The sequence below is a fragment of the Klebsiella sp. F11 genome (assembly GCF_056712265.1).
On the sequence record NZ_CM160060.1, the window covers coordinates 2,184,868 to 2,205,661 of the forward strand.

At 54.4% G+C, this 20,794-nt stretch carries 24 protein-coding genes and 3 tRNA genes; 20 read left to right on the top strand and 7 right to left on the bottom strand.

All coding sequences use genetic code 11. The features are described from left to right. Positions 1–212 precede the first annotated feature (212 nt). Positions 213–437: a YodD family peroxide/acid resistance protein gene (gene yodD / locus AC1M2H_RS10780; RefSeq protein WP_480151906.1), complete on the bottom strand. Its 225-nt coding sequence runs from the start codon at positions 435–437 to the stop codon at positions 213–215. 133 nt (positions 438–570) lie between these two features. On the opposite strand from yodD, the gene dsrB reads away from it, so the two are divergent. Then, positions 571–768 carry a protein DsrB gene (dsrB, locus tag AC1M2H_RS10785; protein ID WP_426814293.1) on the top strand — a complete coding sequence of 66 codons (198 nt, stop codon included), beginning with the start codon at positions 571–573 and terminating at the stop codon, positions 766–768. A 33-nt stretch (positions 769–801) separates the two neighbouring features. Here the strand turns inward: dsrB and rcsA are convergent, their stop codons facing one another. Then, complete coding sequence (gene rcsA / locus AC1M2H_RS10790; protein ID WP_426814294.1) at positions 802–1,425, bottom strand: transcriptional regulator RcsA; 624 nt, start codon at positions 1,423–1,425, stop codon at positions 802–804. A gap of 467 nt (positions 1,426–1,892) precedes the next feature. Between rcsA and yedD the strand changes: the two genes are divergently transcribed. After that, on the top strand, positions 1,893–2,312 hold the full coding sequence (gene yedD, locus AC1M2H_RS10795) for a lipoprotein YedD (RefSeq protein WP_480151346.1): 420 nt from the start codon (positions 1,893–1,895) through the stop codon (positions 2,310–2,312). Positions 2,313–2,359: 47 nt separating this feature from the next. Here the strand turns inward: yedD and amyA are convergent, their stop codons facing one another. Further along, entirely contained in the window at positions 2,360–3,847 is a 1,488-nt protein-coding gene (gene amyA / locus AC1M2H_RS10800; protein WP_480151347.1) for an alpha-amylase, read from the bottom strand. Positions 3,848–4,047: 200 nt separating this feature from the next. Here amyA and tcyJ point away from each other — a divergent pair, with 200 nt between their 5' ends. The 5 genes from tcyJ to sdiA all read left to right on the top strand — a co-directional run bounded on the left by tcyJ (position 4,048) and on the right by sdiA (position 8,635). Then, positions 4,048–4,848 carry a cystine ABC transporter substrate-binding protein gene (gene tcyJ, locus AC1M2H_RS10805; RefSeq protein ID WP_480151348.1) on the top strand — a complete coding sequence of 267 codons (801 nt, stop codon included), beginning with the start codon at positions 4,048–4,050 and terminating at the stop codon, positions 4,846–4,848. 162 nt (positions 4,849–5,010) lie between these two features. After that, positions 5,011–5,997, top strand: coding sequence for a D-cysteine desulfhydrase (gene dcyD / locus AC1M2H_RS10810; RefSeq protein ID WP_480151349.1), 987 nt, complete (start codon positions 5,011–5,013; stop codon positions 5,995–5,997). A 15-nt stretch (positions 5,998–6,012) separates the two neighbouring features. Then, positions 6,013–6,681 (top strand): cystine ABC transporter permease, encoded by a 669-nt coding sequence (gene tcyL / locus AC1M2H_RS10815; protein WP_480151350.1) that lies wholly within the window; start codon positions 6,013–6,015, stop codon positions 6,679–6,681. Then, entirely contained in the window at positions 6,678–7,430 is a 753-nt protein-coding gene (gene tcyN / locus AC1M2H_RS10820) for an L-cystine ABC transporter ATP-binding protein TcyN (RefSeq protein WP_480151351.1), read from the top strand. The genes tcyL and tcyN overlap by 4 nt, the downstream gene beginning before the upstream one ends. Positions 7,431–7,912: 482 nt before the next feature. Further along, entirely contained in the window at positions 7,913–8,635 is a 723-nt protein-coding gene (sdiA, locus tag AC1M2H_RS10825) for a quorum-sensing transcriptional regulator SdiA (protein ID WP_480151352.1), read from the top strand. Positions 8,636–8,702: 67 nt separating this feature from the next. Here the strand turns inward: sdiA and AC1M2H_RS10830 are convergent, their stop codons facing one another. Further along, positions 8,703–8,927, bottom strand: a complete 225-nt coding sequence (locus tag AC1M2H_RS10830; RefSeq protein WP_004864152.1) for a DUF2594 family protein — start codon at positions 8,925–8,927, stop codon at positions 8,703–8,705. Between the two features lie 317 nt (positions 8,928–9,244). Between AC1M2H_RS10830 and AC1M2H_RS10835 the strand changes: the two genes are divergently transcribed. The 9 genes from AC1M2H_RS10835 to AC1M2H_RS10875 all read left to right on the top strand — a co-directional run bounded on the left by AC1M2H_RS10835 (position 9,245) and on the right by AC1M2H_RS10875 (position 15,367). After that, positions 9,245–9,939 (top strand): IS1 family transposase gene (locus AC1M2H_RS10835; protein WP_480147781.1). Its coding sequence is split into 2 segments (ribosomal slippage): positions 9,245–9,491 and positions 9,491–9,939, totalling 696 coding nucleotides; the frame shifts between segments, so codons are not numbered across the junction. Positions 9,940–10,160: 221 nt separating this feature from the next. Then, on the top strand, positions 10,161–10,817 hold the full coding sequence (gene uvrY / locus AC1M2H_RS10840; protein WP_095101610.1) for a UvrY/SirA/GacA family response regulator transcription factor: 657 nt from the start codon (positions 10,161–10,163) through the stop codon (positions 10,815–10,817). Next, positions 10,814–12,646, top strand: coding sequence for an excinuclease ABC subunit UvrC (gene uvrC, locus AC1M2H_RS10845; RefSeq protein WP_480151353.1), 1,833 nt, complete (start codon positions 10,814–10,816; stop codon positions 12,644–12,646). The genes uvrY and uvrC overlap by 4 nt, the downstream gene beginning before the upstream one ends. Before the next feature lie 57 nt (positions 12,647–12,703). Next, positions 12,704–13,252: a CDP-diacylglycerol--glycerol-3-phosphate 3-phosphatidyltransferase gene (pgsA, locus tag AC1M2H_RS10850; RefSeq protein WP_045859282.1), complete on the top strand. Its 549-nt coding sequence runs from the start codon at positions 12,704–12,706 to the stop codon at positions 13,250–13,252. A 151-nt stretch (positions 13,253–13,403) separates the two neighbouring features. Further along, positions 13,404–13,479 (top strand) — tRNA-Gly (locus AC1M2H_RS10855). 40 nt (positions 13,480–13,519) lie between these two features. Then, a tRNA-Cys gene (locus AC1M2H_RS10860) sits at positions 13,520–13,593 on the top strand. A 13-nt stretch (positions 13,594–13,606) separates the two neighbouring features. Next, positions 13,607–13,692, top strand: a tRNA-Leu gene (locus tag AC1M2H_RS10865). A 353-nt stretch (positions 13,693–14,045) separates the two neighbouring features. Then, positions 14,046–14,612 (top strand): DUF805 domain-containing protein, encoded by a 567-nt coding sequence (locus tag AC1M2H_RS10870; RefSeq protein ID WP_480151354.1) that lies wholly within the window; start codon positions 14,046–14,048, stop codon positions 14,610–14,612. Between the two features lie 86 nt (positions 14,613–14,698). Next, the gene (locus tag AC1M2H_RS10875) at positions 14,699–15,367 is read left to right on the top strand and encodes a YecA/YgfB family protein (protein WP_480151355.1); all 669 of its coding nucleotides are present in this window, start codon (positions 14,699–14,701) and stop codon (positions 15,365–15,367) included. A 30-nt stretch (positions 15,368–15,397) separates the two neighbouring features. On the opposite strand, the gene tyrP is transcribed toward AC1M2H_RS10875, so the two are convergent. Then, positions 15,398–16,609 carry a tyrosine transporter TyrP gene (tyrP, locus tag AC1M2H_RS10880; protein ID WP_480151356.1) on the bottom strand — a complete coding sequence of 404 codons (1,212 nt, stop codon included), beginning with the start codon at positions 16,607–16,609 and terminating at the stop codon, positions 15,398–15,400. Between the two features lie 193 nt (positions 16,610–16,802). On the opposite strand from tyrP, the gene AC1M2H_RS10885 reads away from it, so the two are divergent. Then, positions 16,803–17,042, top strand: coding sequence for a YecH family metal-binding protein (locus tag AC1M2H_RS10885; RefSeq protein WP_480151357.1), 240 nt, complete (start codon positions 16,803–16,805; stop codon positions 17,040–17,042). A 36-nt stretch (positions 17,043–17,078) separates the two neighbouring features. On the opposite strand, the gene ftnA is transcribed toward AC1M2H_RS10885, so the two are convergent. After that, positions 17,079–17,576 (bottom strand): non-heme ferritin, encoded by a 498-nt coding sequence (ftnA, locus tag AC1M2H_RS10890; protein ID WP_480151358.1) that lies wholly within the window; start codon positions 17,574–17,576, stop codon positions 17,079–17,081. A gap of 440 nt (positions 17,577–18,016) precedes the next feature. On the opposite strand from ftnA, the gene AC1M2H_RS10895 reads away from it, so the two are divergent. Continuing rightward, positions 18,017–18,655, top strand: coding sequence for an RpiB/LacA/LacB family sugar-phosphate isomerase (locus AC1M2H_RS10895; RefSeq protein WP_426814309.1), 639 nt, complete (start codon positions 18,017–18,019; stop codon positions 18,653–18,655). A 38-nt stretch (positions 18,656–18,693) separates the two neighbouring features. Here AC1M2H_RS10895 and AC1M2H_RS10900 read toward each other — a convergent pair whose 3' ends face one another. Then, the gene (locus tag AC1M2H_RS10900) at positions 18,694–20,115 is read right to left on the bottom strand and encodes an MFS transporter (RefSeq protein WP_480151359.1); all 1,422 of its coding nucleotides are present in this window, start codon (positions 20,113–20,115) and stop codon (positions 18,694–18,696) included. A 200-nt stretch (positions 20,116–20,315) separates the two neighbouring features. Between AC1M2H_RS10900 and azuC the strand changes: the two genes are divergently transcribed. Continuing rightward, on the top strand, positions 20,316–20,399 hold the full coding sequence (gene azuC, locus AC1M2H_RS10905; protein ID WP_113771133.1) for a stress response protein AzuC: 84 nt from the start codon (positions 20,316–20,318) through the stop codon (positions 20,397–20,399). 79 nt (positions 20,400–20,478) lie between these two features. Then, positions 20,479–20,730, top strand: coding sequence for a DUF2766 family protein (locus tag AC1M2H_RS10910; protein ID WP_041146262.1), 252 nt, complete (start codon positions 20,479–20,481; stop codon positions 20,728–20,730). Positions 20,731–20,794 lie beyond the last annotated feature (64 nt).

The window sequence follows — 20,794 nt, forward strand, 5'->3', positions numbered from 1 at the left end:
AAGCCTTATGCCGCCTGGGTTATTCAACACCTTGAAATCATTAGACGCATTTCTCAATTATTTTCTGCATCAATAGCTCTTGTCATGCAAAATAATTGAGGATAATGTTTTCCACGCATCGGATCTCCCGGTGTAACGAATTTTTCAAGTGCTTCTTGCATTAGCAAGTTTCATCCCGACTCCTGCGAGTCGGGATTTTTTTTCGCCTGCGCCTAGCGGTTGACTTCGGTGACGCTAAAGTCATGGATATCGAGCTCAAAGGCTTCCGCTAGCTCACACCAGGTATGGTAATCGCGACCATCAATGCTTACGTGATGGGGATCGTCGCGAGCGCGCTGCACTTCGCTTTCGCTAATCTCATTAATTGCCGCCAGCAGGGCGTCAACATTGACGCCACCCCCGCCGCTAGCCAAACTGCTCTCTTTGGCGGATTTCATCATCGCTACCTCGCTTGGCTCCAACAGTGCCTTTTCAAGTATAGACGGTCTATAAAAACGGCGCTCATCGGGCGGGACGCTGCGCATTCGGCGGTTTTGTTCTACACTGGCTCAAAAATAGAGGAGACGAGTTATGCAGGTGAACGATCGTGTCACGGTGAAGACCGACGGTGGCCCACGTCGATCGGGGGTAGTACTGGCAATAGAGTCGTTTAGCGAAGGAACAATGTATCTGGTTTCGCTGGAAGACTATCCGCTGGGGATCTGGTTTTTCAACGAGAAAGGGCATCCGGACGGCGTCTTTGTGGAGAAAATCGACGAGTCTGTCTGACAGCAGAACTGGCGGTTGCTGCCGCCAGTTCTTTCATCGCATGTTGACGTAAATCCCGGAGGTAATGTTTTCCGTCAGACGGACAATATGGTAAATCACCTGTTTATTGTGGGTCTGGATTTTCTTTTTAATATTGCCTTTATGCGACGATACGGTCTTAGCCTTGATGTTCATCTGCGTCGATATTTGCGATGTCCCGTGCCCGGCCATCCACATTTGCAGCATATTTGATTCGGCCCTGCTCAATGACAGCGTGGGTATATTGATGCGTTCAGCGCTGAAGCCGTCGTATTTCAGATGATTACCCAGAATGCCATCAAGGTCTTTCGGCGTAAGCGACTTCGAGCTAATAAGTAAGTTTTTACGCACCAGCAGATAGTGGTCAAAATGAACGTTAGCCAGCGCCATAAAGATGATAAATAGCGTGCCGGGATAGTCCGTAATGATTTGCCGGATAAGCTGATTACTTTCTTCGTTATGAATAAAACAATCTTCGTTGAGAAACACCACCGCCGGGCGGGATGATTCACAGCTCTCCTTCAGGCTCGCCGCCGTTTGCACTTCGCTGATGTCACGCTTTCTTATTCCTCGGCTTGTCAGATACCCGGTTAATCCCAGTCGCGTATAGCTGCACAAATCCATGATAATCGTTGACATGACCCATCCTCAATCAACACGTAACGATAATTCATCCTTCGCCGGTAAGCGCGATGAAGTCCATTTAAGTGGGTAATAAAACAAGGTACCGTGTTGAAACCATTAAGTAACCTGAACTATTCCGTAATATTGCCTATAATTTGCCAGGAATACTCTCAAAGTACAGGCGTGCATCATGTTACGTTGGGGAATTAAAAGCAAAAACTTCCAGTTACAGATATGCTTGCTGGCCCGGAGTTATTCTTTTTTCGGATTATCCTTATGCTGACTGGATAAATTCTCACCTCACCAATATGTCATTTCATCAAGAATATTAATTAATGCCTGAATAAACTATTCCGCCATTTAGCGCACGGGAGATTGGTCCGGATAGACCGCCGTCGGGCGCCGTTTTTCGCCCGCTGTAAGAGTGCTGGCAGGCTTAACGCTTTAATGCCACAATACTTTTTTATCGGTGTGTGGGATGAATGATGAAAAAGATAGTAATTGCTGGTGCCCTGTTGACTCTCGCCGGATGCGTTCAGGTGGATAATTATAACGAGGTTGTCAAAGCGCCAGCGCCCGCCGGGTTAGCGGGATACTGGCAATCAAAAGGTCCGCAGAGCGAAATGATGAGCCCGGAGGCGATTGCCAGCCTGATTGTGACCAATGATGGCGATACCCTCGATTGTCGTCAGTGGCAGCGGGTCATCGCCACGCCGGGTAAATTAATGCAGCGTGACGAGCAGGTTTACAACGTCACCTCAGGTCTGGATGTCTATTCTGTTGAGCGCACGGGCAATACCCTGCAGTACGACCGCATGACCCTGACCCGCGTTGACCGCCTGACTCCCGAGTGCGAGCAGGTGTGGAGTAAAGCCGCCGCCGCGGCAAAAAGCGCGCGCTAAGACATCTGCGGGCTGGCTGCGCGCCCAGCCCGCGATACTCAGCGGATTTACAACGTCTCTTCGATAACCCACACGCTGACGCTCCCGCCGCGGCAGGTAAAGGTTGCGCAGCCTTCGTCGTCGGTTTCTATCTGTTCCTCTCGGTTGCCGAGAAAATCCTTCCAGCGCTTATTGCCGTAATTGGCGCCAAGGGTCAGTGATTTTTCACCGTCATCACCGTTCGACAGCACCACGACGCATCCCGGATCGTCATCGGTACCGCTGCGGCTGAAAGCGATGCAGTTCGGATGATCGAACCACAGCGTCTGCACGCCGTGGGCAAAGCGCTGGCGGGCATCAATCAGCTCGTGCAGCTGTTCGATAACCGGCATCTCGATAGCGTAAGTCTGACCATCTCCGCCGGTATCCTCATAGCTGGCGCCGAAGAGATCGGCGTAAAAGACCGACGGCACGCCGTTCTCGCGCAGCAGAATGAGCGCATAGGCCAGCGGCTTAAACCACGGCTCCACCGGCGCCTCCAGCGCCTGCAGCGGCTGCGTGTCGTGGTTGGTCACCAGGGTGACGGCGTGGAACGGATCGGCTTCCACCAGCGTACCGCTAAAGATCTGGCTCATATCGTAATCGCGGCCCTGGCGGGAGGCTTCGTGAAACTTCATCTGCAGAGGGGCGTCGAACAGCAGCGTTTGGCCATCCACCATCGCAATATAGTGCTGCAGCTTTTCGACTTCGTGCGACCAGTATTCCGCCACGATAAACAGCGGCTTTGTCGCCACTTCCTGGACGTGATCGATCCACTCCTTATAAAACCAGGCTGGAATATGCTTCACCGCGTCGAGGCGAAAACCGTCGCATCCGGTCTGCTCCATCGCCCAGCGCGCCCAGTACTTGAGCTCCTCGGTAACCGCATGATTGCGGAAGTCGATATTCTCGCCCATCAGGTAGTCGAAGTTGCCCATCTCATCGTCGACCTGATCGTTCCAGCCTTCGCCGGTATAGTCGTTAACGATTTTAAAAACGCCGTCTTCGTCCGGGTTCTCAATATGATCGATACCGCTAAAGCACTTATAATCCCAGACGAACTGCGAATATTTACCGCCGCGGGCGGGGAATTCGTAGCGGGTCCAGGCCTCGCACTCCACGATCTCTTCGGCTATTTGCGTCCGATCCTGCTCGTCCACGCGCTGAACGCGGACGCGCTCTTTTTTATCGGCGCCCATTTTGTGGTTGACCACCACATCGAGCAGGACGGCAATATCGTGCTGCTGTAGCGCGGCGATGGCCGCCAGCAGCTGCGCCTTATCGCCGTATTTAGTGGCAATCGAGCCCTTTTGATCGAACTCGCCAAGGTCAAAAAGGTCGTAGCTGTCATAGCCGACGGAGTAGCCGCCGGAAGCGCCTTTATAAGCGGGAGGCAGCCAAATCATATTGACGCCGATTTCATTCAGGTTAGGCGCCAGCGCCTCAACTTCACGCCATAACTCGCCGCCGGTGGGGTAATACCAGTGAAAGCACTGCAATAACGTGGGGTTTTTCATCTTCCGTGCTCCAGACGTCATCAATCTGACTCTTGCAGTATGAGAGATCTCCAGCAAATACGATTAATTTTGTTCGCGTTTTTCACTATGCCATAAACGGCATCATATATAATAAATTGGAATAAGATGTAGCGGATAGATGTTGGTCGATCTGGATTAACGCCTTACACTACAAAAAAAATCACTCTGTGGAGTCTTCTATGAAATTAGCATTTTTGGGCCGCCAGGCGCTGCTGGGCGCAATGGCTGTGGTTCTGATGACTGGCGTTAGCGTAAAAACGTTTGCCGCGGAAAACCTGTTTAACCAAATTAAAGAGCGCGGCACGCTGCGCGTGGGTCTGGAAGGCACCTATCCTCCGTTCAGCTTTCAGGGTGATGACGGCAAGCTGGCCGGTTTTGAGGTCGACTTCGCTAACGAGCTGGCGAAGCATCTGGGAGTGAAGGCCGATCTGAAACCGACCAAATGGGATGGGATGCTGGCTTCGCTGGATTCTAAACGCATTGACGTGGTTATTAACCAGGTGACCATTTCCGACCAGCGTAAGAAAAAATATGATTTCTCCACGCCGTACACCGTCTCCGGCGTTCAGGCGCTGGTGAAAAAGGGCAATGAAGGCGTTATCAAAACGGCGGCCGACCTGAAAGGCAAGAAAGTCGGCGTGGGCCTGGGCACCAACTACGAAGAGTGGCTGCGTCAAAACGTGCAGGGTGTGGATATTCGCACCTATGACGACGACCCGACTAAATATCAGGATCTGCGCGTAGGCCGCATCGATGCCATTCTGGTCGATCGTCTGGCGGCGCTGGATCTGGTGAAGAAAACCGGCAATACCCTGGCGGTGACCGGCGAAGCGTTCTCGCGCCAGGAGTCCGGCGTGGCGCTGCGTAAGGGTAATGAAGACCTGCTGAAAGCGGTGGATGATGCCATTGCCGACATGCAGAAAGACGGTAGCCTGAAAGCGCTGTCGGAAAAATGGTTTGGCGCTGACGTGACCAAATAACGGCCGGCGGTGAAAAAAGGCGCTCATAGTAGCGCCTTTTTTTATTTCATCCGCGACTACGTGCATAATAAAGACAAAGGGCCTGTTTCATCAGGCTATTTTATGGGCCGGTTTGCCCGGAATAATAACGCCTGAGGGATTGGCTCTCAGTCAGGAGATATCATGTCACTGCAAAATTTAACGCGTTTCCCGCGCCTGGAGCTGATTGGCGCCCCGACGCCGCTGGAATACCTGCCGCGTCTGTCCGATCACCTCGGTCGCGAAATTTTTATCAAACGTGACGACGTAACCCCGCTTGCTATGGGCGGCAATAAGCTGCGCAAGCTGGAGTTCCTGGCGGCCGATGCGCTGCGGGAAGGAGCCGATACGCTGATCACCGCCGGCGCGATTCAATCTAACCACGTGCGCCAGACGGCGGCGGTGGCGGCTAAGCTTGGCCTGCACTGCGTGGCCTTGCTGGAAAACCCGATTGGCACCCGCGCGGAGAACTACCTGACCAACGGCAATCGCCTGCTGCTGGATCTGTTCAATACTCAGGTTGAGATGTGCGATGCGCTGAGCGACCCCAATGCGCAGCTGGAAGAGCTGGCGACGCGTATTGAGGCTCAGGGCTATCGGCCGTACGTGATCCCGGTCGGCGGCTCCAATGCGCTGGGCGCGCTGGGCTACGTTGAAAGCGCGTTGGAAATCGCCCAGCAGTGCGAAGGCGCGGTAGCGCTGTCATCCGTGGTGGTCGCATCCGGCAGCGCCGGTACCCATGCCGGCCTGGCGGTGGGCCTGGAACAGCTGATGCCGGAAGCCGAGCTGATTGGCGTCACCGTGTCGCGCAAGGTGGCGGACCAGTTGCCGAAAGTCGTAGCCCTACAGCAGGCGGTCGCAAATAGCCTCGAACTGCAGGCAAAAGCCGAGATTACGCTGTGGGACGACTATTTCGCACCAGGCTACGGCACGCCGAATGACGAAGGAATGGAAGCGGTAAAACTGTTGGCGCAGCTTGAAGGCATCCTGCTGGATCCGGTCTATACCGGGAAGGCGATGGCCGGGCTGATTGACGGTATTCAGCAGAAGCGCTTTAAGGATGAAGGGCCGATCTTATTTATTCACACCGGCGGCGCGCCGGCGCTGTTTGCCTATCATCCCCATGTCTAAAGCAGAATAAACAGAATGCAAGAGAGTATCCAACTGGTTTTCGATTCCGCACCTTATCTCCTCGAGGGCGCGGTATTTACGCTACAGCTGAGCATCGGCGGCATGTTCTTTGGCCTGGTGCTGGGCTTTATCCTTGCGCTGATGCGAATGTCGCCCTTCTGGCCGGTAAGGTGGCTGGCGCGGGTCTACATCTCTATTTTCCGCGGCACGCCGCTGATCGCCCAGCTATTTATGATTTACTACGGCCTGCCGCAGTTTGGTATTGAGCTGGATCCCATTCCGGCGGCGATGATTGGCCTGTCGCTCAATACCGCGGCGTATGCCGCCGAAACGCTGCGCGCGGCGATTGCTTCGATTGATAAAGGGCAGTGGGAAGCGGCGGCAAGTATCGGTATGACGCCGTGGCAAACCCTGCGTCGTGCGGTTCTGCCGCAGGCCGCGCGCGTGGCGCTACCGCCGCTCTCTAACAGCTTTATCAGCCTGGTGAAAGATACGTCGCTGGCGGCGACTATCCAGGTACCGGAACTGTTCCGCCAGGCGCAGCTTATTACCTCCCGTACGCTGGAAGTTTTCACCATGTATCTGGCGGCATCGCTGATTTACTGGGTGATGGCGACGGTGCTGTCGACGCTGCAAAACTATTTTGAAAATCAGCTGAACCGCCAGGAGCGTGATCCAAAATGAGTGCCATTGAAGTCAAAAACCTGGTGAAAAAGTTCCACGGACAGACGGTGCTGTACGGTATTGACCTGGAGGTGGCGGAGGGCGAAGTGGTGGCGATTATCGGCCCCAGCGGCTCCGGTAAAACGACCCTGCTGCGCAGCATCAATCTGCTGGAACAGCCGGAAAGCGGCACCATTCGGGTGGGGGAGGTCACTATCGATACCGCCCGCAGCCTCAGCCAGCAGAAGGGGCTGATTCGCCGTCTGCGCCAGCACGTTGGCTTTGTCTTCCAGAACTTCAACCTGTTCCCGCATCGCACGGTGCTGGAGAACATCATCGAAGGGCCGGTTATCGTTAAGGGGGAAGATAAAAATGAATCCATTATTCGGGCGCGCGAACTGCTGGCGAAGGTTGGGCTGAGCGGGAAGGAGAATAGCTATCCGCGCCGGCTTTCCGGCGGCCAGCAGCAGCGCGTGGCGATTGCCCGCGCGCTGGCGATGCGTCCGGACGTGATCCTGTTTGATGAACCCACGTCGGCTCTCGACCCTGAGCTGGTAGGCGAAGTGCTGAATACGATCCGTCAGCTGGCGCAGGAGAAGCGCACTATGGTGATCGTGACCCATGAAATGAGCTTTGCCCGCGACGTGGCCGACCGGGCTATTTTTATGGATCAAGGACGTATCGTCGAGCAGGGTGAGGCTAAGGCGCTATTTGCCAATCCGCAGCAGCCGCGCACCCGTCAGTTCCTCGAAAAATTCCTGATGCAGTAACGGCCTGCGGCTGCCGAGCCCGGCAAAAGGGCGGGGACGACCGGATAACCGGCGTTCCCGCCAGCCGCAGGAAATGCGCTCGCCCGGCCTGCGGAATAAAAATCCTCCCCAAGCGCAGGACGATAGCGCCGCTCTGAAAGAGCGGAACGATTAAATGCTGCTTATCGATTGGTTTTTGTATATTCAGCCGCGTACTGGCCAAACGGAACGATGCGCCGCTCCTTATCGCTGAAGGTAAAACCGCAGGGGTAAGAGGAGGAAATATCTGCAGCAGGATGCGCGCTAAGCACCTCCCGCCATTGAGAATATATCCACGGCTGAGATAAATGAGACAACATTCTCTTCTGTCGCCGCCGCGGAATAGCGCCGGCAGCGATCTAATATGTGCGCTATACACGATATTTTATACATGTAAATAAGATTTATGTGTTAGTTTTTGTATTTGTAATAATGATAATTACTCAGGAGTTATTTGGTCGGTTATGAGGGACAATGATTTTTTCAGCTGGCGGCGGGAAATGCTGCAACAATTTCAGTCAATTTCGGCGGGAGCGGAGGTTTATAATCTCCTGCAGCAGCAGGCGGAAGGGCTGGAATATGACTATTTTGCTCTCTGCGTGCGTCATCCCGTGCCCTTTACGCGCCCTAAGGTGACGCTGCAGACGACCTATCCGCAGGCGTGGATGGCGCACTATCAAGCCGAGAACTATTTTGCCATCGATCCGGTGCTGCGATCGGAAAATTTTCTTCAAGGTCACCTGCCGTGGAATGACGGGCTGTTTCGCGATGCTCAGGAGCTATGGGACGGCGCGCGCGATCACGGGCTGGTGAAGGGGATCACCCAATGCCTCACCTTACCCAACCATGCGCAGGGGTTTCTTTCGGTCTCGGGGCAGCAACGTAGCGCAGGCCCTTATCCGGCAGACGAGCTGGAAATGCGCCTGAGAATGCTGATTGAGCTAAGCCTGTTAACGCTATTACGCCTGCAGGACGCGATGGTGATGCCGCCGGAAATGAAGTTCAGCCGGCGTGAGCTGGAGATTTTGAAATGGACTGCGGAAGGGAAAACCTCGGCCGAGGTCGCGATAATTCTCTCTATCTCAGAAAATACCGTCAATTTTCATCAGAAAAATATGCAACGGAAATTCAACGCGCCGAATAAAACGCAAATAGCCTGCTATGCGGTTGCCACCGGCTTAATTTGAGCTAGCCCATTGTTCTGCGTGCCAGGCGTGAAACCGGCTGAAAGTATAACTGCCAGCCGGTTTATTGTTACTGACGGTAAGCCTGTTTAATTTGCTTAACGGTGCTGGAGAATACGGCAGCCTGAGCCTCATCTTCCATCTGCGTAATTTGCTTTTCCATCTTAATAATCACCCGACCCGCATCGGCCTGGCCCATTGCCTGGAGCATCAGCGTCAGCAGCGTTTTCAGGCAGGTCACTTCCTGCGCCAGCTCTTGATTATTTTCTGCAGTGGAAAAATCTGGTGTGCTCATCGATATCCTCGTTTGCTATCGGCGCTTTTGCGCAATACTCAATCTCAAAGCGGCGCAGTATACCACAAGCGAGAGAAAAAATAGGAGCGCGTAATTTACGTTCTCTGATCGGAGCTGTGAAGCGGTTAATTGGCTGAATAAAGCCCGCCCTGGCGTCCGCAAATTGTTAATTTTTAGTGTGATTTTTAACGTTAATTATTGTTACATATTTTCTTTCGTATTTATCAACGAGGTATTATGTTGTGTTTATTACGTTTTCTGGTAATGCCTTCAATCGATAGAAAACCATGATATGCTACTGGTATTTAGGGCTTTCTATGGCTACCGTTACTGTTCATTGTCCTCGTTGCCATTCCGATTCTGTTTATCGCCATGGGCACAGCTGTTCCGGGCACGAGCGCTTTCGTTGCCGGTCATGTCGCCGCGTTTTTCAGCTGGCTTATACCTATGAAGCCAGAAAACCCGGTGTAAAAGAACAGATAGTTGAACTGGCACACAACGGTGCCGGCGTCCGCGATACCGCCAGAGTTCTTAAGGTCGGTATCAATACCGTCATACGGACATTAAAAAGCTCTCGCCGTCCCGGATAACCGCTTCTCCTGTCGCTCATGCCGATGTGGCACTCATCTGCGAGCTTGATGAGCAGTGGGGCTTTGTTGGCAGTAAAGCCCGGCAGCACTGGCTCTGGTATGCTTACAATACCAAAACGGGTGGCGTACTGGCTTATACTTTCGGCCCACGTACCGATGAGACATGTCGGGAACTGTTGGCCCTGTTGACGCCCTTTAGCATCGGCATGATTACCAGCGATAACTGGGGCAGTTATGCCAGAGAGGTGCCGAAGGAGATACATCTGACTGGTAAAATTTTCACACAGCGCATTGAGCGAAACAATCTGACGCTGCGAACCCGTATCAAGCGGCTGGCACGCAAAACAATATGTTTTTCACGTTCCATCGAATTGCACGAAAAGGTCATCGGTGCCTTCATCGAAAAGTACATGTTCTACTGATTGGAGGCATTACCCGTTTTCTGTATGTCGAATGTTAAAAATAGGACCTTATACAACTCTCTGTTATGTATAGGTTTCCACCAGGTGTGCAAACAACTTGCCATAAATGGCGGATAAATCCTCTGAAGAACACTTTTGGCTTTTAAAATTACGCCAAAACCCGGTAATATGGGTTCGATAAACTATCAGCTGTGTTATCCCTAATTCTGGAGATTATTCCTTTGATCAACGTCCTTCTTGTTGATGACCACGAACTGGTGCGCGCAGGGATACGACGCATTCTGGAAGATATAAAAGGGATTAACGTCGTTGGCGAATCTTGCTGCGGCGAGGATGCCGTTAAATGGTGTCGGGCGAATCCCGTTGACGTTGTCCTGATGGACATGAATATGCCGGGAATCGGCGGTCTTGAGGCGACGCGTAAAATTGCGCGCTCAATTGTCGATACCAAAGTCATTATGCTCACCGTACATACCGAAAACCCGCTGCCGGCCAAGGTGATGCAGGCAGGGGCCGCGGGCTACCTGAGTAAAGGCGCCGCGCCGCAGGAAGTGGTCAATGCGATTCGCTGCGTGGCGTCCGGACAGCGCTATATCGCCTCGGATATCGCCCAGCAGATGGCGCTCAGCCAGATCGAGCCGGAAAAAACGGAATCGCCGTTTGCCAGTTTGTCTGAACGAGAATTGCAGATTATGCTGATGATCACTAAGGGTCAGAAGGTCAACGAGATCTCAGAGCAGCTGAATCTGAGCCCCAAGACGGTGAACAGCTACCGCTATCGGATGTTCAGTAAATTAAACATTCACGGCGACGTTGAGCTGACTCACCTGGCAATCCGCCATGGCCTGTGTAATGCGGAGTCGTTAGCAAGTCTGTGAGTGATGTTTTTGATGCCAAAGCTTTCCTGAAGACAGTTACCAGCCAGCCGGGCGTCTATCGGATGTACGATGCTGGCGGTACCGTTATCTACGTGGGTAAAGCAAAAGATCTGAAAAAGCGGCTAAGCAGCTATTTTCGCAGCAATTTGGCTTCGCGTAAAACCGAAGCCCTGGTGGCCCTGATCGCGCAAATAGACGTAACGGTAACCCATACCGAAACGGAAGCCCTGCTGCTTGAACATAACTATATCAAGCTGTATCAGCCGCGCTATAACGTGCTGTTGCGCGATGACAAATCTTATCCCTTTATTTTCCTCAGCGCCGATGCCCATCCGCGGCTGGCGACCCATCGCGGTGCAAAGCATGCGAAGGGCGAATATTTCGGTCCTTTCCCGAACGGCTATGCGGTGCGCGAAACGCTGGCGCTGCTGCAAAAAATCTTTCCCGTTCGCCAGTGCGAAAATAGCGTCTACCGCAACCGCTCGCGTCCGTGCCTGCAGTACCAGATTGGCCGCTGTCTGGGCCCCTGCGTGGCGGGGCTGGTTAGCGAGGAAGAGTATGCGCAGCAGGTTGAATACGTGCGGCTGTTTCTAGCCGGCAAGGACGATCAGGTCCTGACGCAGCTTATCGCCCGCATGGAGAAGGCCAGCCAGGCGCTGGAGTTTGAAGAGGCGGCGCGCATTCGCGATCAGATCCAGGCCGTACGCCGGGTGACCGAGAAACAGTTTGTCTCAAATAATGGCGATGATCTGGACGTTATCGGCGTCGCCTTTGATTCAGGCATGGCCTGCGTCCACGTGCTGTTTATTCGTCAGGGGAAAGTGCTGGGCAGCCGCAGCTATTTTCCGAAGGTCCCCGGCGGCACCGAGCTCGGGGAAGTGGTGGAGACCTTCGTCGGTCAGTTCTACCTGCAGGGCAGCCAGATGCGTACCCTGCCCGGGGAGATTCTGCTCGACTTTAACCTTGGCGATAAAACCCTGCTCGCGGACTCGCTCTCCGAGCTGGCGGGGCGGCGGGTGAATGTTCAGACGAAACCCCGCGGCGATCGCGCGCGCTACCTGAAGCTGGCGCGCACCAATGCCGCGACGGCGCTGACGACCAAACTCTCCCAGCAGTCAACCATCCATCAGCGCCTGCAGGCGCTGGCGACGCTGCTCAAGCTGCCGGCGGTGAAGCGCATGGAGTGTTTTGATATCAGCCACACTATGGGCGAACAGACCGTCGCCTCGTGCGTGGTGTTTGATAGCAACGGGCCGCTGCGCGCCGAGTATCGACGCTATAATATCGTCGGGATCACTCCGGGGGATGACTATGCGGCGATGAATCAGGTTCTGCGCCGACGCTACGGTAAAGCGCTCGAAGAGAACAAGATCCCGGACGTTATTCTGATAGACGGCGGTAAAGGGCAGCTCGGGCAGGCGAAAAGCGTGTTTGCTGAGCTGGATGTGAACTGGGATAAACATCATCCTCTACTATTAGGGGTAGCAAAAGGCAGCGATCGCAAGGCGGGCCTGGAAACGCTATTCTTTGAACCTGAGGGCGAAGGGTTTAGCCTGCCGCCGGACTCTCCCGCGCTGCACGTCATTCAGCATATTCGCGATGAGTCGCACGATCATGCCATCGCCGGGCATCGTAAAAAACGGGCAAAAGTGAAAAGTACCAGCACGCTGGAGACTATCGAAGGAGTAGGGCCAAAACGTCGGCAGATGCTGCTGAAATATATGGGCGGTCTGCAGGGGCTCCAGAAGGCCAGCGTCGAAGAGATAGCTCAAGTACCGGGTATATCTCACGGTCTGGCAGAAAAGATCTTCTACTCGTTGAAACATTAGGGGCTCTGTAGCAACATAGGGCTAATTTTTACTTCTAACAGATAGTTACCCGTCACTATGCAATTTAACATCCCTACATTGCTTACTCTGTTTCGCGTCATCCTGATACCGTTTTTTGTGCTGGCGTTTTACCTTCCCGTGGTATGGGCGCCGTTCGCCTGCGCGCTGATCTTTTTTGTTGCCGCGGTAACCGACTGGTTTGATGGCTATCTGGCGCGCCGCTGGAATCAGAGCACCCGTTTTGGCGCATTTCTCGACCCGGTAGCGGATAAGGTCATGGTGGCCATTGCGATGGTGCTGGTCGCCGAGCACTACCACACCTGGTGGGTCACCCTGCCGGCGGCGACGATGATCGCCCGTGAAATCATTATTTCTGCCCTGCGCGAATGGATGGCCGAGCTGGGTAAACGCAGCAGCGTGGCGGTTTCCTGGATCGGCAAAGTAAAAACGACGGCGCAGATGACGGCGCTGGTGTGGATGCTGTGGCGGCCAAATGAGTGGGTTGAAGGGGCAGGGATCGCGCTGTTCCTCGTGGCGGCGGTGCTGACTCTGTGGTCAATGCTGCAATATTTGAACGCGGCGCGCGGCGATTTGCTTGATCAGTGATCGTTTCGGCGTAATTTTCAGCAAACGACGCAAGGTTTTAAAAAATATCGTTGACTCATTGCGCCAGGTAAGTAGAATGCAACGCATCGAACGGCAGCGCGGTTCGCCAGACGATAACAAAATCAAATGATTAGCAGATTGCCTTGCTAATGCGGGAATAGCTCAGTTGGTAGAGCACGACCTTGCCAAGGTCGGGGTCGCGAGTTCGAGTCTCGTTTCCCGCTCCAGTTTAAAAACATCGGCAGTTGCGGGTGTTACAGCATTAAGGGCGCGTTAGCAAAGCGGTTATGTAGCGGATTGCAAATCCGTCTAGTCCGGTTCGACTCCGGAACGCGCCTCCAATTTACATCCCGAGCCCGGATGGTGGAATCGGTAGACACAAGGGATTTAAAATCCCTCGGCCATAGGCTGTACGAGTTCAAGTCTCGTTCCGGGTACCATTGGGATTATAGAATAAAATCAATGATAAGCAGTGTCGTGAAACCACCTACGGGTGGTTTTTTTGTGCCTGAAATCCGCCGTATTCATAATACCCCTTCATCTATTATCTTCCTGTCCCTTCGCCGGTGCGGAGCTTCGCCCGACAATCCTGCTACTATCCACGGGGTAAAAATAACAAGAAGTTTCGATGTGCGCTCCAGGCCTCCGGCGGTCAAGCCCTCAGTTTTCTCCGGCACATTTCTGGCAAACTGCGCTAAAATAGCGCTCCGGCACGCGCCTGCGGGCCGGATAAACTGCCTTTGGGACCATATGCCGTTACGGCAATAATAAATTATTTTTAATGAGGGATTTTATGGCTACGTTGCTTGAAAGCTACGGTAACTGTTTCCGGAAATATGCCACCTTCCGCGGCCGCTCGGCGCGCAAAGAGTACGCGGTATTTACCGTCGCTAACTTTATACTGTCGGCGATTCTGGGGCTGATCCCGGTTATCGGCGGGCTGTTTAGCCTGATTATCATTATCCCGGGGATCGCGGTGGCGGTACGCCGCCTCCACGATCTGAATCGCTCCGGCTGGTGGCTGCTGGCGCCTTTCCTGCTGCTGATCATCGGCCTGATTGGCGTTGCCGGCACCGTTGAAGAAGGCGGGGCGGCGGCATGGGTATGGCTGATGGTGGCCGGCGGAATCATCTCGCTGCTGATGTCAATCTGGCTGCTGTTCGCCCGGGGCACCGCCGGGGTTAACCGCTTTGGCGACGTTCAGCAGGATAATAACGCCGCCGACGCGCAGAGCGCCTCCGTCTCTTCCGCCGACGACGTCAGAGAGCGCCTGGCTCAGGCCACAAAAATGCGCGATGACGGGACGATCAGCGAAAGCGAATATGAAACGATGCGCTCGAGCATTATTAAAGATATTTAACCCGCGTAGAATGCCCGCGCCGGGTGGTTTTCTCCCGGCATTTCCGCTACTGTATGCGCCATTTTTCTATGACGACGAGCCTGTTTATGAAAACCGGACCCCTGAACGAAAGCGAACTTGAATGGCTGGACGATATCCTGTCGAAATACGCCACCGACGGCGCCATCCTTGATGTCTCCGAGCTCGATGGCCTGCTGACGGCGATCCTCTCCGGGCCAGCCGAGATTGAACCCGCCCAGTGGCTGCTGGCTATCTGGGGCGGCGCCGACAGCGTGCCGCGCTGGGCCAACGATCGCGAGCGCGACCGCTTCGTCAACCTTACTCTGCAGCATATGAGCGATGTCGCCGAGCGCCTGGAGGACTATCCGGAGCAGTTCGAGCCGCTGTTTGGCACGCGTGAAGAGGAAGGTCAGGAGCTGACTATCGTAGGCGAGTGGTGCTTTGGCTATATGCGCGGCGTCGGTCTGGGCCGCTGGGGCGCTTTACCGGCGGAGCTGCAGGCCGAGCTGGATATCATCGCTTTGCACGGGACGGAAGCGCAGTTCCCGGCGGTTGAAGCGCTCTCTGTCGATGATTTCCTCGCCAGCGTGGAGCGTATTAAACCGGCGGCGCTGGCGCTTTATCAATACTGGACGGAGCATGCGCAGCCGGCGGAAGTGCAGCAGCCGATCAGAAATGATGCCAAAATTGGCCGTAACGATCCCTGTCCGTGCGGCAGCGGTAAGAAATATAAGCAGTGCTGCTTAGCGAAATAAAATAAGGGGCCGCCAGGGCCCCTTACTCTTTTATCCGACGGCGGGTAAAACGCCGATCGCGATACAAAACTGAATCAGCACGATAGCGATCCCGCCCAGCAGGACCAGCCACAGAGCCGGCGTTCCGCCGACAACGCGCCATGCCGCCTGCGGATGCTGCTGGCGGCTCTTCATCACCAGCAGCGCGGGTAGCATCAGCGCCAGCACGGCCAGGGCAACGCCGGCGTAGCCCAGCGCCATCACGAAACCCCGCGGATAGAACAGGGAGAAGGCCAGCGGCGGTACAAAGGTGATGACGCCGCTTTGCACCCGCCCGCCCGGCGTATTTTTACGCTGGAACAGGTCGGCCAGGTAATCGAACAAGCCCAGCGCGACGCCGAGGAACGACGTGGCCAGCGCCAGATCGGCAAACAGATGAACCGCCAGTTCGACGTGCGGTGAGGCAACGACCTCTCTGATAGCCTCGAGCAGGCCGTTCAGGCCGGCATGCTGTCCGAGCAGGGCGGCAAAGGTCGGTGAGCTAATGCTGCCCAGCGTCGCCAGTTGCCAGAAAATATAGGCCACCAGCGGAATAAAGCTGCCGATGATAAATACCCGCCGCAGTTTACGAATATCGCCGTTAAGGTAGCTGACGATGCTCGGTACGCTGCCGTGAAAACCGAAAGAGGTAAAAATAACCGGGATCGCCGACAGCGCCAGCCCCTGCTGAAGCGGCAGGGTCAGCAGGTTTATTCGATGGATATGCGGCAGTAGCAGGGCCAGCATAATAGCGAGAAAAATAATCTTGGCGCTGAATAAAAAGCGGTTGCACAGATCGACCAGCGAGGTCCCGAGGCAGACCACCGCCCCGCCAATGCCGGTAAACAGCAGCACCCCGCCTGCCGGCGGAAGATTCCACTGCAGCCACTGGTTCAGGCTGGAGGCCAGCAGCTCTCCTGCGCCGCTGATATAGGCGGCCGTCAGGGCGTACATCAGAAACAGCATGCAAAATCCGGTGACCCACTGCCCGTAGCGCCCGAGGTAGCGGGCGGCGAGAGAGCCGAGCCCCATATCCGCCGGCACGTGCTGATAGACCTCCAGTAGCAGCAGCGCGGTATAGCACATCAATGCCCACAGGGCGATCAGCAGCCCGAGCGTGACGCCGAAACCAACGCCAGCGGATGCCAGGGGCATTGCCAGCATCCCTGCGCCAATAGTGGTCCCTGCCACGATTAAAATACTACCAAGAGTGCGATTCTTCACGTTTCTCTCTATCCATGGAGGAATTAACAATAAAATATGTCGCGCAGAGTATGTGAAATCGACTGGTTCGTCAAATGAGGGTTACAGCTCTTGTCATTAAAAGTTTACACTCCGGGAACCCGCGCTAATGCTGCGCTGGCGCAAAGCCTGAAGCGATAAGGTGGTTTATCGTGGGCGTTTTACAGGAGGAGTTATGCAATCTATTCACGGTCATGAAGTTCTGCAGATGATGATCGCTTCGGGCGAAGCCTACAGCGTTGCCAGCCTTGAAGCGGCGATAGTCGCCCGCTTTGGCGAGAAGGCTCGTTTTCATACCTGTTCGGCGGAAAATCTCACCGCCGGAGAGCTGGTGATATTTTTACAAAAGAAGGGAAAGTTTATTGCCGCAGACGCCGGATTTAATACCAGCGAAAGTAAAATCTGTCAGCATTAATTGGGCGACAATGCCGAAGCATCGTCGCCGCTATAATTATTTCTGCGTATCGAGCGTTGCCAGCTCTTTATCAATAAAGTACAGACCTTCGCCGCTTTTGCCGGCGAGGCTCAGTTTATCGATAACGGATTTAAACAGTTTCTCTTCTTCGTGCTGCTCGGCAACATACCACTGCAGGAAATTAAAGGTCGGATAATCCTGCGTGGACATAGCGGCGTGGGCCAGGGCGTTAATCTGCTGCGTAATCAACTGCTCGTGTTCGTAGGTGACGCGGAACAGATCATCCAGCGATGCGTACTCGGCAAACGGAGAGGCAATAGCGTTGATGCAGGGCAGGCTGCCGGAGTCGGTCAGGTAGTCGAACAGGCGCTGCATATGGGTCATCTCTTCCTGAGCGTGGCGACGGAGAAACGCCGCCGCCCCTTCGAAGCTATGATAGCTGCACCAGGCGCTCATTTGCTGATAAAGCAAAGAGGAATAGAGTTCAAGGTTCATCTGCTCATTGAGCTTATCGATCATTTCTGTTTTCAGCATAGCGCGTACTCCAAAATATAGGCATAAAGATTATTGTGCGCTCACTATAATTTGTTATTTATTTATTTGCAAAAAGTAAATTAAAAAAATATTTATTAAAAATGAAAATGGGAATAAAACGCATTGGCAATTTAATAATTAATGAGAATGGTTTTAATTTATATTTAATAAATAACGCTAAGCGATCGCGGCGGATAAATATGAGAAACCGCATAACCGGAGATCGGAGACCGGGGGCCTGGCTTGAATCTTGCCGATTGCGGAGCGGCAGGGAGGCGGATGTGGGAAGGGCGAGAGGTTAGGACAAAAGTGTGAAGCGCTACGTGATTTATAAAACAACTTTTCATAAAATTTGAAAGTTCGTTTGTTAAGTAGTAATGTCATAGCAACGTTAACGACCTATCGCGGAAGCACCCGCAAAGCATCCAGGAGAGTAAAGCATGAAAATTGCACTGATGATGGAAAACAGCCAGGCAAACAAAAATGCCATCATCCTCAACGAGCTCAACGCCGTTGCCGATGAGAAAGGCTTCCCGGTGTACAACGTGGGGATGAGCGATGAGCACGATCATCATCTGACCTATATTCATCTGGGCATCATGGCCAGCATTCTGCTGAATTCGCAAGCGGTGGACTTCGTGGTCACCGGCTGCGGCACCGGCCAGGGCGCGCTGATGTCCTTGAACATCCATCCGGGCGTGGTGTGCGGCTACTGTATCGACCCGGCCGACGCCTTCCTGTTTGCCCAGATCAACAACGGCAACGCGCTTTCTCTGCCGTTTGCGAAAGGTTTCGGCTGGGGAGCAGAGCTGAACGTACGCTTTATTTTCGAAAAAGCGTTCACCGGCCGCAACGGGGAAGGCTATCCGCCGGAGCGTAAAGAGCCGCAGGTACGTAATGCCGGTATTCTGAATACGGTGAAAGCGGCGGTGGTGAAAGAGAATTACCTCGACACGCTGCGCGCTATCGATCCGGAGCTGGTTAAAACCGCCGTTTCCGGTCCGCGCTTTCAGCAGTGCTTCTTCGAGAATTGCCAGGATAAAGAGATCGAAGCGTTCGTTCGCCAGATCGTCGGTTAATCGCAATCAGGGCCAGCCGCGGCTGGCCCTGATTGCGCTTATGCTTTTTTGTTCGATACGCTGCTTCCGGCATCCGCGGCCAGCTTCAGGCTATCCACCATTCCCACCAGACAAATCAACGCAATAAACGCGAACGACAGGCGAAAGCTGATGCCGGGCAGGGTCGACAGGCTTAGCCATTCGCTCAACTTCTCCCCGATGCGAATACCGATCGCGCCAAGGGTTATCCCGAGGCCGACCGCCAGCTGCGACGCGGTGCTGAATAAGGTGTTGGCGTAGCTCATTTGCGCAGAGGGCACATCGGCAAAGGCCAGAGTGCTGATGCCGGTGAACTGAATCGATCGGAAAACGCCGCCGAGGAACAGGATCGACAGGATTAACCACACCGGCGTTTGCGGGGTCAAAAATGCGCAGGCCAGCAGCGACAGAACGTTAAGCGCGCCGTTTATCAACAGCAGGCGGCGAAAACCGAGCCAGCGGATAAGCGGCGTGGTCGCGGGTTTAATCGTGAAGTTACCGACGAACACGGCGAGCACCAGCAGTCCCGAGTGGAACGGATCCATGCCGAATCCCACCTGGAACAGCAGCGGCAGCAGGAAAGGTACGGCGCTGATGGAGGCGCGAAACAGCGAGCCGCCGTACATGGTGACCCGGAACGTGGGGACCTGCAGCGCATCGAGGCGCACCATGGGCCAGGCGGCGCGGCGGAAGTGGCGCAGCGAGAACAGCATGCAGCCGATCCCAAGCCCGAGCAGCGCCAGGGTCTTCCAGCCCTCGGGCCGGTTGTCGCCGAGGATCTCCATGGCGCTGACCAGGCTGACCATCGCCACCGAGGTGGCCAGGAAGCCGGGAAGGTCGAACGGTCGCCGCTCCTCCTCGCGGATATCGGGAATAATGCGCAGCGACAGAGCTATCGCCGCGAGGCCTAGCGGGACGTTAACAAAGAAAATCCAGTGCCAGCTGGCGTAGCTGGTAATAAAGCCGCCCAGCGGCGGGCCAATAATCGGCGCCACCAGCGCGGGCCAGGTCAGCGTCGCAATAGCCTTAATCAGCTGGTGTTTCGGGGTGGTGCGCAGCACCGCCAGCCGGCCGACCGGGACCATCAGCGCGCCGCCCATCCCCTGCAGGATACGCATGGCGACGAAGGTATCGACGCTGGTTGAAAGGCCGCAGAACACCGAGGCAAGGGTAAAAATCGCCAGCGCGAGGGTAAATACCCTGCGCGCGCCGAAACGATCGGCTATCCAGCCGCTGGCCGGGATCAAAACCGCCAGCGTAATCAGGTAGGCGCTGATCCCGATATTGAGATCCACCGCCGCCACGCCAAAATCTTTCGCCATGTCCGGTAGCGCGGTGGCGATCACCGTACCGTCGAGAAACTCCATGAAAAAAGCCCCGGCAACCAGCAGCGCCGGCGCCGAGAACGCCCGGTCTTCCCGGGCAGAGATGTTTGTTGTCATTGTGTTGTCGCCATAGCCCGCTGAGATGGTGAGTAGGAGAGGGGGGAACGCTCCGGCTTCGCCCGCTTTCTTGTTAAATTTAAAATGCAGTCTGCAATTTTATTTGTGATTTGGCGCACATTTAAATTGATTTTTGTGATGCTGGTCATATTATATACGTACAAAAATTAACACCTGCATAACAAAAACGGAGTGAGGCCATGAAGCTGCGCAAGATCCTGAAAAGCATTTTTGACACCTACTGTAAGACCTTCAAAGATGTGCCGCCGGCCGGCATGTTCTGATAAAAAAACCTGCTACGGCAGGTTTTTTTATCTCGACCGATTTAGGGTACTATTACGCTCCTGCAAAAAGGAGTAAAAAATGTCTCAACACCTTACCGAACAAGACGAGCTGGTTTCCGACGTGGTTGCCTGTCAGCTGGTTATCAAACAGATCCTCGATGTCATTGACGTTATCGCCCCTGTAGAGGTGCGCGAAAAGATGGCTACTCAGCTTAAAGCGATTGATTTTTCAAGCCATCCTTCATCGTCCGACCCGGTTACGATGCGCGCGGTGCAAAAGGCGATTGCCCTGATTGAGCTGAAGTTCACCCCGCAAAGCGAAGCGCACTAATGCGTTTTACCCCGTCGCTCATCATTGGCCTGGCGATTTAGCCGCGCAGTAAGGCGATCGGGTT